Raw genomic sequence first — 14,256 nt, forward strand, 5'->3', positions numbered from 1 at the left:
TCTCGCTGCGTGCGGTGGCGGCTCAGGTTCCGACTCAAACGACACCACCACTACGCAGCCAACGCAAAAAATCAATTAGCCTTTTAGGCGCATTGATATACAACAATAAAGCAGGGCTTCATTTGAAGCCCTGTTTTATTGTTTAAGGGAGGTAAATACTTCAGTTGATATTACAGGCATGTACATGATTACTTCATCCTGAACTTTGATACTCACTAATTGCGCTTAAATGAAGAGTTTGACTCTATTTATGACCTTCGATGTTTATTGAATATCGCTCTATACCGCGTGATCTAATCCCTAAATATTCACCAACAAGAATACTTTTATTACGCATCTGATTTATTACTTCTCATGAAGCCTAAAAAGCGAGGCTATTTACCATGAAAGCAAGTGGCGCCTTTTTAACAATAAAGAAATTGGGTGTAATAGGGTGTAATTGACATTATCAAAACAATGCTATTTAATGGGAAACTCAAAATTCCTAATTTTTTATCAACTAATTCATAAGGTTAATGTGGGTGCTTTTAATATCATTGAATCTCGTTGATACGATATGCTCGCGCTACTTAGAATAAGGTTATTAAAAAGAATTATCGCACATGAAAGTTTATATGGTTTAACTGGCTTTAAATCATAATGCAAGTGTGCTGCTGTGTGTATTGTCATATAGTGTCTACACCTTCACGAAGCTTAGGAAAGCGAATATGAAAAAAAGCAACGAACCTTCTCAAACTTGGGGCGAAAAGCGACAGCTCAGCTCCGTTGATCCAAGCTTAGAGCGACTATTTAACCAATCACTACGCAGTCAACTTACCCGACAATTAAAAGGCGATGCGTTTGCTAGCAGCAGCGTCTTGATAAAACACTGCTGTAGCGTTGTTGAAACTTTACTTGCAAAAACACAAACACATGATCAGCTGGTGGCGGCTTTTGCTGCTTTTTCAGAGTCTCTACTAGAACTTTATCAAGAACTTGCGCTTCCCGAAGAAGAAGTGACACATTCCTATGTCAACGCCACAGGATTAGTGATGGCTGTTAAAGATGCGGTGTCGACAGTCAACGATATTTATCGGGTCAAAGCGTTTATTCGTGGGCTTGATAAAGTGCTATCAAAGGTTGAAGGACAAAGCCAAGAGCCACTGCATCTGGTTTATCCTGCTTGTGGTCCATTTGCGCCCCTTGTTTTACCGCTTCTGTGTTATGTCAATGCACATAATCGTTATCAGCGCCCGTTAAAGATTACATTAATAGACATTCAGCCCGGTGCAAAAAAAGTGTTGGAGCGAACTGTAGAGAGTCTGGGTCTGGACACTGACAATATTGAGATACTCTGTATGGATGTAATGGAGTATAAACCAAGCGTGCCGATTGATATTTTAGTGATAGAGGCGATGCAGCATGGTTTGAGTAAAGAAGGACACATGAGTTTTATGCGTCACCTTGCAACGTTTCTAGCTGATGATGCTTACCTCTTACCAAACGAAATAGTTGTGGAAGCGCTACTTACGGTGCCACAACGGGAATTTGTTGATCAATGGAGAGAGCAAGAGCGTAGTCACTCAAGTTTTATAAACGAACAGATCCGCGCTGAGCGACTCTCCCTTGGCACCATTTTTACACTTAATATTACCACCTTAAAGCAACTTGCCATTATGCCTTTGGGCGATGGTTTTGATTTGATTGAGGCAAATCAAGTGACCATTCCACATAATGTGGAAGATATGTCTAAGCGTATTTTATTGCTCAGCGCCAAGCTGTTTGTCGATGACGAAGAGGTGATTGATCAATACGACTCTGGGATCACGCACCCGTTAGCGGATATGTCGGTGTGTATTGATTTTAAACCCAAGGCGTCTGAACCAGACGATTTACTCGTTAAAGGTGGCGATAAGCTAAAGTTTTATTACAAGCTCTGTGGCATGCCTGGCTTTTTACCTACTTTGGCGTAAGGGATTAATATGGAAAAAGTGATTTTATTGGCCAGCTCACCAGCTGCAACTCCGGCAATTGAATGCTTAACTCAGATGAATGCTCTTGCTGGTATATTAAGCGTGTACTGCCCTGAGTCAGTTGCTCAACAACATGCGGCGGCAGCAAAGCACTTTGATGTGCCACACGCCTATCACACAAATTTAGATGAAGATGTTTTGGCCTCTGCTCAGCAAACTTGGCAAGGGAGCCGATTCATTAGTTACCATTTACCCTATGAACCTCTATGTAAGTTGCAAAGCGCACAAAATATCGTGCAGGTTCAAATTGCAGAAAATAGCAATGCAACTGCTGAACATGCGGTGTTTCATAGTATTTATAGTCAGCAATCTAGCTGCGCGTTGATAGCGGTGTGTGTGAAAAAGCAAACCGTTTTATTGAGCCATGATGTCACGATAGATAGCCACGATACTGCGGGCACCTTACACAAAAAGCTAATCATGCAATTACCTAACATGTTAGAGCAGTTAGTTAGTGATGTAGATAGCTTGGAGCAAACAGCGCTTTGCCGACCATTTACCCCGAAGAGTTTGCCCGCACTGAATGAGTCAGACTTGTTTGTGCATTTACAAACCGACAGTGCAGAGCAAATAGTGAGGTTAGTTCGTGCTGCAAACCCGTATTTTGGTGGCGCTCGGTTGCGCATTGGTCACGCGGTGTGTCAGTTATTACAAGTGACTATTAGCTCGCAGCCAACTTACGGCGTGAAAGCGGGCACCATTATTACTTTGTCAGTATCAGGCGGTCTGGTGCTGGCGTTAACTAACGAACAAGCGGTAAAAGTAGATGTGGTAAGCAGTAGCGAAGGGGTGTTTGATGGATACCGCTTTGCTATGCAGGCCAACCTGCAAGCCGGAATGAATTTAAAATAAAAAAGAAGGAATAAAATAATGAGCGCAGATCCATTAATTGGCGATATCGAAATGGTAGGGTACAACTTTATACCTCGAGGGTATTTCTCTTGTACGGGTGGAATTGAAAGTATTGGCACTAGCACGGCCTTATTCTCGCTATTGGGCACCATCTATGGTGGTGATGGCCGTGTAAGCTTTGGCTTGCCTGATTTTCGTGGCCGTGGTCCGATTGGAGATGGAGTCGGCCCTGGTTTACAACCCAAAATACAAGGCGGTTTATATGGTCTTGAATTTATTACTTTGGATCCCTCTCAGCTACCAGCACACAGCCATACAGCCACAGCACAAACGGAAGCGACAAGTGTTGCGCAGGGTTTTGTTGGTAACTTAACCGTAAATGCGAAAAGCGGTTTGGGTAATACCGACAATGCCGATGGGGCTTATTGGGCAACTGGTGAGCTTGTGGATGGTCGAGTAACAACGCCTATTACCAAGGCGTATTCGACCACATCGGATGTACAAATGGCTGGGAATGCGGTACAGATAAATGGCGGATTTAGTCAGATAGATACTACTGTTGATGTTAAAGTCGATGTAGGAAATACTGGCGCATCAGGGCGAATATACAATGTCCAACCAAGCACTGTTATTAAGTTTGTAATTTCCGAGGATGGCGTTTATCCATCACGAAGCTAGTGGTTTTTAGGGCGCTTAGCTCTGAGCGTGAGCGCCTTCATTATTTTTGAGGAATTAGTTATGTATAGCGGCCAAATTAAGGTGGGCTTTCGCCAATCTGCCTTGAAAGGGTATATGCAGTGTTATGGAGATTATCAATGAGCATTGTTAGAATGCTAAATACGCTAGCCATTTTGCTTATTACATCAACGTCTTTTGCCATTAGTGCAAATACAGAACAAACAATCAGCTTCGCTGACATTGGAGGCGTCGATTCTGGCGGTACAGGGTTTAGAACCGTAACTAACCATAGCGGCTATTTGATATCAAATAATTTAGCAGATCCAGGTGATGACACTATTAGCCCGGTGAGTGGAGGCTCGCCACAAACTTTTATACTTAAAGCCAATGGAAGCAATGTAACACACTTTGACGTCACTGATATTAAAATACATGCTTATGGTTCAACACAAGTCAAACTGACTACAGCTACTCAAGTCGTTTTTAAAAATGCCAATGGTGATACACTTTTAAATTCAACATTTAAACTGACAGAGCTGACTGAACTTTCAAACAGTACTTCGGCTGGTTTAGCTGACCTTTTTGGTTCTTTCTCTCCAGTTGCGGGCGTCTCTTCTATTGAATTTACAGTACATGAAAACGCGGGTGGAGAAGGTATTCGTAACGTCTCATTCCTTAGTTTGGTTGTTGACAATGTCAATGCGCAACCCGACACTGACACCACGCCCCCTGTTGTTTCTTCTATTAACCTAAAAGACAGTCCAAGTGCTGGGGACTCATCTGTTACTTACACCGTGACTTTTGATGAGTCAGCTTCAAATGTCTCAATTGATGACTTTACAGTAACCACCGTATCGGGAAACGCTAGAGGGTTTGTGAACAGTGTGTCGGGCTCTTCTGGCAGCACGATTGATGTCACAGTGGGCAATATCAGCGGTGCAGGCACTTTAAGGCTGGACTTAAACAGTAATACTAACATTGTTGATGGCGATGGTAATGGTAATAACAATAACGGTTATGTAACGAGCTTTACTGGTGCGGTGCATACGGTAGATAGAGCTGCTCCAAACCTAGATAGTGCGCAGTCAAGTCCTCAGGATGGCGCAACCAGTATTTCACGTAGCGCAGATATCACGGTAGCATTTAGCGAAAATATCAAGCTTGGCGCGGGTAATATCACCTTATATAACGTTAGCGCAGCCAGCTCAGAAATCTTTTCTGTTACCACAAATTCGGATGGCACAACCACCACTCCTGGCGCAGGCAAGGTGAGTATCAGTGGCAGTAAATTGTATATTAATCCAGCAAGCGATCTTGCCTATAGCACAAATTACGCGGTTAAAATTGATAGCGGTGCCATATTAGACAGCTATAACAATGCCTTTGCGGGCATCAGCGATAACACCACTCTGAACTTTACCACCGAAGCGGCACCTAATGCAGCGCCGACAGTATCTGGCTCGCCGTCAGATATTAGTGTGTTAGAAGATACTGCAAGTAACGTTACTCTATCTGCAGTGCAATTTGCGGATGTCGATAACGATGCCCTCACGGTAACCTTAACGGTCAATAACGGCACATTTGAAAGCTTATCGAGCGCTGGTACGTTAACTAGTCGCGCACTTTCGAGTGATAAAAAAGTGATCACCCTTGCTGGCAGTGCTGCGAATATTAACGCCTTTTTAGATACCGCAAGCAATATCACTTATAAATCAGCAACTGATGCCAGTGGTGACAACCAAGCACTGATCACCATCACCGCCAACGATGGCACTAATAACTTGGCGAGCAACCCAACGGTAAACATTGATATTACCGAAGTGAATGATGCACCAACGCTGAGCTTGGGTAGCAATATTTCAATTGGCGGAGACGCAGCAGCGGGTAATCAACAAGTGGTTGCTAACTTTGCGTCAATGAGCAGTGATGGTGACGCGAACGCAGTACAATCGGTCACTAGTTACTTGGTGAGTGAACAAAGTGATGCGAATAATGTGGTCACCAATGTAGCAATTAACACAAGTGGTCAGTTATCTTACACGCCAGCATTGAATGTGAATGGCACTGCAACTATCGCGGTGCAAGTACAAGATAATGGCGGTACGGCCAACGGTGGGGTGGATACCTCTGCTGAAAAAACCTTTACCATCACGGTTGATACAATTAAGCCGACGGTAAGCTCGGTTACTACGTCCACGAGTGCAAGCTATAAAGAAAATGACATCATTGATTTTGTGGTTAATGTATCGGAAGCATTGGATGTAACCACAACCTCTGGCACTCCACGTATCGCCCTAAAAGTAGGGAGCACAACGCGCTATGCAAGTTACCATAATAGTAACGGCAGCAAAACCGCGCTGACTTTTAGATACACAGTACAGGCTGGCGATAATGATACAGATGGTCTAGAGCTGGGCAGTATGGTAGATACCAATGGTAGCACAATCCAAGATGCGTCGGGCAATAGTTTAAATGTATCGTTGGCCAATGTGGCTGATTTAACGGGTATACGTGTTGATACTACACAACCTAAAGTGTCTTCACTGATGCCACCGAGCAATAAAACCTATACAGCGGGTGAAACGCTTGATTTTACCGCGACGTTATCCGAGTCGGTGACGCTAAATACTTCCGCAGGTAAGCCTCAACTTAACCTGACCATTGGTAGCAAAACGGTTGCACTTGATACCAGCACAACCACATCGCCTACTAGCCAATTACAGTTCTCTTATACTGTGGTGCAAGGCGATGAAGATTTAGATGGAATCAGTATCACCAGTTTTGTGCTGAACAACGCAACTCTGAACGATACGGCAGGCAATACCTTTGATACCACGCTAAGTAGCGTTAATACTGACAACGTACTGGTTGATACCATTGCCCCTACGGTTTCGAGTGTTTCTTCCTCAAAAGCTGATGGTACTTATAAAGTGGGTGATGAAATTGCGATTCAGGTGACGTTTTCTGAAAATATCACTGTAACAGGCGCACCCACTTTAACGCTTGAAACCGGTGATGTTGATAGAGTTGTACACTTCACGTCGGTATCTGATTCTGTTGTAACCTTTAACTACACCGTGAAAACGGGTGATGTTAGCAGTGACCTTGATTATATTTCAACGACTGCGCTGAGTTTGAACGGTGGCACAATTAAAGATGCGGCGGGCAATGATGCAACATTAACGCTGGCAACACCAAGTGCGGCCAACTCGCTTGCTGCCAGCAAGGCGTTAGTTATTGATGGTGTGGCACCTGCTATTGACACTGCTGGCTCCTCAACTGCCAATGGTGGTTTTGGTGTTTCAGCAACTGGTGACTTAACGCTGAAGTTCACAGAAGCGATGCAACTTGGCACTAGCGGCACTATCACGTTGGTAGATAGTAACGGCAATGTAATTGAAACCTTTGCAGTTGACAGTCCTAAGATCAGCTTATCAGGTGATACCTTAACGATTAACCCAAGTGCTGATCTGTCAGCAGGGTTGCGCTATGCCATCCGTATGGATGCGGGCTTTTTAACCGATAATGGCGGTAATGCCTTTGCAGGTTTCAGTAATAATACCGGCTTTGCCTTTACGGTTGCGCCGAATGTAGAGTTGAGTGTTGATAATACAACAGTCAATGAAAAAGGCGGCATTGCAACGTTAACGCTTTCTTTGAAAGATTCAGCTGGTAACGCGGTAACCGCAACCAATGCGGTAACGGTCAGTATCAATGTAACAGGCACGGCTACAGGCTCAGGTACTGATTACAGTCTCTCTGACAATATCAGCAGCAGTGTGGCAATTGCCGCAGGCAGCGCCTCTAAAACATTTAAAGTAACTGCGGTGGATGACAGTGTTGTTGATGATAACGAAACTGTGATCATCGACATTGCAGCAATCACAACAAATAATGCTGTTGAGTCTGGTACACAAACGGTGACTATTACGTTGGATGAAAACGATGCGCCAGTCTTTGTTGATCTTGATGGCACCCCTACATTTACTGAAAATGGCTCAGCAGTGATCTTAGATGCTAATGTATCGGTATCGGATACGGAGCTTGATGCTCTGAGCAGTAACAGTGGTAATTATGATGGTGCAAGCCTGACTATCACACGAAGCGGTGCGGCCAATGCCAGCGATGTTTTTGCCAACACAGGTGCGTTAGGCACATTAGTGCAAGGCCAGAATATTGAGTACAGTAGTGTTGCCGTAGGTACGGTCACCACTAATAGCACAGGTACCTTGAAGTTGACCTTTAACAGCAGCGCCACAACGTCCATTGTTGCAGGTGTATTGCAAAGTATTACCTATTCAAATAGCTCTGAAGCGCCAGGTACATCAGTCACGCTTGTGTGGACATTTAACGATGGTATTGCAACTAGTACGGGTACAAATCAAACGGTTGTTAGCATTACAGAAGTGAACGATGCACCAACATTGGATGATACCAAAACGCCTGTATTTACATCAATTATTGAAGATGTATCAGATGCCAATAACGTTGGTGTTGATATTGCTACGCTAGTGGTTGATAACTCAATCGGTGATGTTGATGGCAGCGCCGTTGAAGCCATTGCCGTTACCACAGTCGATAATACCAATGGTAAATGGCAATATACTACGGATAACGGTAGCTCTTGGGATGATTTCAGTGTGACATCAGACCAAATTGTTGACCTAACAGCCGTAGCTCGTTTGCTAGATGGGTCGCTCAGTGGCGCAAATACACATAAAGTACGCTTTGTTCCAAATGCAAACTACAACGGTACATCAAGAATGACTTTTGTTGCGTGGGATAAATCGACGGGTACAGCTAGTGGCACGTTTGATGCTATATCTAAAGGTGGTACTTCCGCATTCTCAAATACCTCGGATACAGCAACAATCACTATCACATCTGTCAATGATGCACCAAAGCAGTTACGCAACTCTGGCTTGAGCATAAGCGAAGGTAGCAAAGGCTTTATCCTAAAAGATAGATTCATGGCTGAGGATGTAGATGATGATAGCGAAAGTTTGACTTATACAGTGACTACATTACCGTCACATGGCGATTTGTATATCGATGCAAATAAAGATAAAAATCCAATTGACAGCGAAAAACTGTCGCTCAACGCAACCTTCACGCAAAAAAGTGTCAACGACAAGATGCTAATTTATGTGCATGATGGCAGTGAAACCACATCAGATAGCTTTGTATTCTCGCTTGCTGATGGTGGTGAGGACAATGCGGCACCAGTGACTGGGCAAACCTTCAATTTTACCGTGTATCCAGTTAATGATGCTGTGTCTGTAACGACACCGCCTGCCAATGTTTCTGTAACAGAAGATGCGAGCTCAAGCTTGGATTTATCGGCTATAACGATTATTGACCCAGATAGCGCGAGCGTGACATTGACGATTAAAGTGGATAAGGGGTCACTTGATACACCTGCTGATGGTTCGGCGATTGGTGTAACTGCTACCTTATCATCAGATGGGAAAACCATTACTTTAACAGGGGCACCGAGTGCGATTGATACCTACCTCAATACGGTTTCAAATCTTACATACACAGGTGAGGCTAATAGCCAAGGTAATGATCAAGCACTGATCACTATCAGCGGCAGTGATGGCAGTAGTTCAGGGCAGCTGGCAACAGTGAATATTGATATTACCGATGTCAACGACGCACCTGTTATCAATAACCTTAATGGTGATCAGTTTGATTACAATGCCTCAGCGCAAAACTTTGTGATTGTTAATCAAAACAGTGCAGTTACTGTTACTGACATTGATACTGACACCTTCAATGGTGGGATGTTAACCGTGTCGATTGCCAGTGGTGCACAAACTGCGGAAGACGTCTTAGCAATTGATGACAGTAGTACTGAAATCTCGCTTAGCAATGACCAAGTTGAATACAACCAAACAAGTGTGGGTAGCTACACAGGCGGTAGTAACGGCAGCGCGCTGACTATTACGTTTAACAACAATGCGACCAATGCGATTGTCGCAACTGTGATTAACGCAATAGAGTATGATAACAGCCAAAACTCAGCAGGTACGGCGGGCGAACGTGTTGTGCGTTTTGTCCTAACTGACGGTGAAGGTGGTACTTCTGCTCACGCTGATGTGACGATTAATGTTTCAGTGAACACTGCGCCTACTTTGGCTTTAGCAGATTCTGTAGAATACACAGAAAATGCTGCGGCGACAGTACTTGACTCTCAAGCAACTGCGGATGACGCAGATGGAGACAATAGCTGGCAAGGCAATGGGGCTAAACTAGTTGCCTCAGTGACAACTAATGGATTGGCGCAAGATAGCTTAAGTATTGCCACAGGTGGCGACTTTAGCATCAGCAATGGCAACATTAGTTACCAAAGTACAATCATCGGCGCTATTGAAGAGACAAGTGGCACCGAGAATGACGGTGTGGTGACTGCGAGTGATGAGTTAACTGTGCACTTAAGCGCAGCGAATAATGCTATCGTACAATCGCTCGTTAGAGCGCTTCGCTATGAGAACACATCAGAGAATCCTTCCACATTGAACAGAAGTGTTACCGTGGAACTGACTGATGCACTCGCAGGTACTGTTTCTGATTCAATCAGTATTGTCATTAAGGCGGTGAACGACGCACCGACGATTACAGGCACCCCAGTGACGACGGTTGCGCAAGGGGCTGCATATTCCTTTACTCCTATCGGACAAGATGTTGACTCAACTCAGCTTACTTATTCTGTTAAGCAAAACCCGCAGTGGTTAACTATTGATGAGAACACCGGTAAACTAAGTGGTACGCCAAGTAATGCTGACGTTGGCAATAACGAAGGGATTGTTATTACTGTTTCAGACGGTGAGTTAAGTACAAACTTGGCAGCATTCAATTTGACGGTAACAAATGTCAACGATGCGCCAACAATTACCGGTTCACCAAAAGTACAAGTAAATGAGGGGCAGTTATATAGCTTTACTCCTGAAGCGGTAGATATTGACGGTGACAAGCTGACATTCACCATTACCAATAAACCAACCTGGCTTACTATTGATAGTGATACAGGTACATTGTCTGGTACACCTGGTCAAAGCAATGTAGGCACGACCGGTGAGATGGTGATGACGGTGTCTGATGGTACATTACAAGCAAGCCTTGAAGCCTTCTCTGTGACTGTGATTAATGTGAATGATGCACCTTCGATCTCAGGTCAGCCTGCACGTTCAGTAGTTGAAGGAGACCGTTATAGCTTCACGCCTAGCGCATCGGATATTGATAGCCAGAACTTAACGTTTAGCATCACAAACAGACCGTCATGGGCATCATTTAATCCGCAAACTGGTGAGCTATCAGGCACGCCTACGGGTAGTGATGTTGGTGTGACAGCTAATGTGTTGATCAGTGTATCCGATGGTGCGCTGTCCGATTCATTAGCGCCATTTGATCTCACCGTAACAGTGCGAAATACAGCGCCAATTGCAGATGACCAAGCAGTACAGGTTAATGAAGACAGCCGTGTGAATATTGTCGCCAAGGCAAGTGATGCACAAAACGATAGTTTGACATTAACGGCGCAAACGCAGCCTCAAAATGGTGTATTAAGCGCAGTTGAAAATGGCTGGATTTATATTCCTAATGCCAACTTCAATGGTCAAGATAGTTTTACATACGTAGCCCGTGATGAAGCGCTTACGTCAAATGTTGCAACGGTCACAATTACAGTTAACCCTGTGAATGACGCACCGACTGCACAAGACGATAGTTTAACACTCAACAAAACGGCTAATGATAACTATACCATTGCGGTATTAGGTAATGACGCCGATATTGATGGTGATGTACTGAAAGTTGAAGGAGTGACAGCAAGTATTGGTGCCGCAACGGTAAGCGGTGCAACAATAAGTTATCAAGCACCTGACGATTTTACAGGCTCAGTGTCACTGTCATATTCGGTAACCGATGGCAATAAAGGTCGCGCGAGTGCAAAAGTTAACTTGGTGATAGAGGGCAATGATAATACTCAAGCACCAACCCTTACAGTACCGGCGGATCTGACGGTAGATGCCACAGCACTTTACACCAAGGTAAACCTAGGTGTTGCCTCAGCAAAAGATGCACAGGGTAATGTACTGCCAGTAGCTTTGGTTGACTCAAAAATGGTATTTGCTCCGGGTAAACATGATGTCTATTGGCGTACTGTGGATAGCTCTGGACTTGAGTCTATTGAACTTCAAAGGCTGAATGTAAACCCGCTTATCTCTTTGAGTAAGGATCAAATTGTATCTGAAGGTTCAGCGGTGACGGTACAGGTACTGCTAAACGGAACTTCACCGACTTATCCACTAGAAATTGGTTATACTATTGGTGGTACTGCATCTTTTGACGACCATACTGCACGAAGTGGAACAGTCGTTATAGATAAGGGAACACAGGCGGAAATCAGTTTTGATGTGGCAGCCGATGGTGCACCAGAGCAAGACGAGACGGTAACGGTTAGCTTGTCATCTGCATTGAACTTGGGCAATAAACATCAAACTACGATTACTATTCGTGAAAGTAATGTGGCACCAACGTTAGATCTCAACGTTTGGCAACAAAACGAAACGAGAATCAAGGTAAGTCAAGCTGGTGGACTTGTAACCATTAAAGCAGCGGCCAAAGATGCTAATAAAACCGATACATTAACGGTAAGTTGGTCATCAGATTTAAGTAACCTCAGTACCGAACCTACGCAATTTGTGTTTGATCCAACCGCTACAACGCTTGGGGTACACGCGGTGAAATCAATGGTAACTGACAATGGTTCACCTAGCTTAAATACCTCTGAGACAGTCTATGTTGAAGTTGTCGAGCAGTTAGCTGCTTTGAATGATAAGGACACAGATGGTGATCTTATCCCGGATAGCGAAGAGGGTTACCAAGATAGTGATGGTGACGGTATTGCCGATTATCTTGATGCGATTAACGAGTGTAATGTCGTACCTGCACAAGTTAATAATCAAACTGCGTTCTTAGCTGAAGGTGATCCTGGTGTTTGTTTACGTCGTGGAGCGGTTTCGGTACTAAGCAGCAGCGGTGGCTTGCAGGTTGAATCTGGATCGCAAACTGGACTTGTAAATGATACACAAGCGACTAATGTAGGTGGTATTTATGACTACATCGCTTATGGATTACCTGAGCAAGGTCAAAACTATAGCTTGGTGCTACCGCAGCAGTTACCAATTCCAGCAAATGCAGTTTACCGTAAGTTTACCCAAGCCAAAGGCTGGAGCGACTTTGTTGAAGACGAAAACAACCAAGTGTTCAGCTCTGCTGGTGCTATCGGTTACTGTCCTCCACCGGGAGCTACGCAGTGGCAACCGGGTCTAACAGAAGGTCATTGGTGTGTTCAGATTGTCGTACAAGATGGCGGACCAAATGACGCAGATGGAGAAGCTAATGGTACCGTGGTGGATCCAAGTGGTGTTGCGGTTTACCACAGTGATAATGCTAAGCCAGTAGCTAATGCAGACAACGCAAGCTTACCTTGGAATAGCAGCATTGAAATTGATGTGTTAGCGAATGATAGCGATGCTGATAACGATAGTTTATCTCTGTCTCAAGCTTCTGCTCAGTTTGGTGAAGTGACAATTACTGCACAGCAAACACTGATGTATGTTGCAGCAGAGCAGTTTGTTGGCACAGATGTAATTACTTATAGTATTACTGACGGCCAAGGTGGTACTGCGCATAGTCAGGTAGTGGTGGAAGTAATGGGTAACCGAGCGCCTGTTGTACAGGGTGAGCTAGTGACAGCCATGCACCACAAAGCGACAGTGATTGATGTACTAGCAAATGACAGCGACCCAGATGGTGATAGCTTGACCGTTAGCTCAGCTTCAGCGACTAATGGTAAAGTAACAATTGTATCGGGTGAGAAGCTCAGCTACTTGTCTAACCTTGGGTTCGCTGGGGTTGATACAGTTAAGTATGTAGTGAGCGATTCGCAAGGAGCAAGTAGCAACGGTACGGTGCAAATTCAGGTAATTGCTAATCGTCTACCAGTTGCAAAACCAGACTTAGCTCAGGTTAATGCTGGTGCTAGCATTAACATTGATGTGCTAGCAAATGACAGTGATGCTGATGGAGACACGCTAACGATTATCGAAGCGTCAGCGGCTCAAGGTACGGTCAGCATTTCTCAAGATGGGGTGTTAACTTATATTGCAAAAGCTGGATTTGTTGGTGTTGACACTATTACATACATGCTTAGTGATGGTTATGGTAACGCTGTTGCTGGTACCGTTAGTGTGACTGTAAAAGCTTCGGACACCAATAATGTTAAAGTGCAAAACAAATCGTCTGGTGCGGTATCGATATGGATATATTTGATCATGCTACTGGCGGTATGTAGAAAGCGCTCAACAAACCGCTTTCAAAAGTGGTGAGTAAGACAGTGCGACAAGTAGCTTGAACGGTTAATCGAACAACGTTACTTTCACTGCTAAAAGGCTGCAACTAAGGTTGCAGTCTTTTTTATTGGTGGCGGATCACCATCATCCATTATCTAAAGAGCTTGGGCTTGCGTGTAGTGTGATGACTTTTTAATAAGTAATACCAATTTGCTTAATTAAGTGGTCTATTTTGAGGCGAAAAAATCTTGTCGATAACTCCGCTAACGCGTCCTGCTATCGCTAAGGTACCTACATCCATATAGGCAAGGCAAAAATTTTGCTATTTAGTTGTTCTAAATGAAAAATTTTTAACG

4 protein-coding genes are annotated in these 14,256 nt (G+C 44.2%); all 4 read left to right on the forward strand.

The annotated features are described in order from the left end of the window. Nucleotides 1-707 precede the first annotated feature (707 nt). The 4 genes from HUZ36_RS00405 to HUZ36_RS00420 all read left to right on the forward strand — a co-directional run bounded on the left by HUZ36_RS00405 (nucleotide 708) and on the right by HUZ36_RS00420 (nucleotide 13,936). Nucleotides 708-1,952: a hypothetical protein gene (locus HUZ36_RS00405; RefSeq protein ID WP_176031717.1), complete on the forward strand. Its 1,245-nt coding sequence runs from the start codon at nucleotides 708-710 to the stop codon at nucleotides 1,950-1,952. 9 nt (nucleotides 1,953-1,961) lie between these two features. Next, nucleotides 1,962-2,864, forward strand: coding sequence for a hypothetical protein (locus HUZ36_RS00410; protein WP_176031718.1), 903 nt, complete (start codon nucleotides 1,962-1,964; stop codon nucleotides 2,862-2,864). 18 nt (nucleotides 2,865-2,882) lie between these two features. Continuing rightward, the gene (locus HUZ36_RS00415; RefSeq protein WP_176031719.1) at nucleotides 2,883-3,542 is read left to right on the forward strand and encodes a phage tail protein; all 660 of its coding nucleotides are present in this window, start codon (nucleotides 2,883-2,885) and stop codon (nucleotides 3,540-3,542) included. Between the two features lie 137 nt (nucleotides 3,543-3,679). Continuing rightward, complete coding sequence (locus HUZ36_RS00420; protein ID WP_176031720.1) at nucleotides 3,680-13,936, forward strand: Ig-like domain-containing protein; 10,257 nt, start codon at nucleotides 3,680-3,682, stop codon at nucleotides 13,934-13,936. Nucleotides 13,937-14,256: the final 320 nt, after the last annotated feature.

Origin of the sequence: Pseudoalteromonas sp. McH1-7, from assembly GCF_013366255.1 — a bacterium.
Lineage (GTDB): Bacteria > Pseudomonadota > Gammaproteobacteria > Enterobacterales > Alteromonadaceae > Pseudoalteromonas > Pseudoalteromonas peptidolytica.

What these genes read in the sequence shown, in the direction of transcription:
- HUZ36_RS00405 (WP_176031717.1), top strand. Translation starts at nt 708, where the DNA reads ATGAAAAAAAGCAACGAACCTTCTCAAACTTGGGGCGAAAAGCGACAG.
- HUZ36_RS00415 (WP_176031719.1), top strand. Translation starts at nt 2,883, where the DNA reads ATGAGCGCAGATCCATTAATTGGCGATATCGAAATGGTAGGGTACAAC.
- HUZ36_RS00410 (WP_176031718.1), top strand. Translation starts at nt 1,962, where the DNA reads ATGGAAAAAGTGATTTTATTGGCCAGCTCACCAGCTGCAACTCCGGCA.
- HUZ36_RS00420 (WP_176031720.1), top strand. Translation starts at nt 3,680, where the DNA reads ATGAGCATTGTTAGAATGCTAAATACGCTAGCCATTTTGCTTATTACA.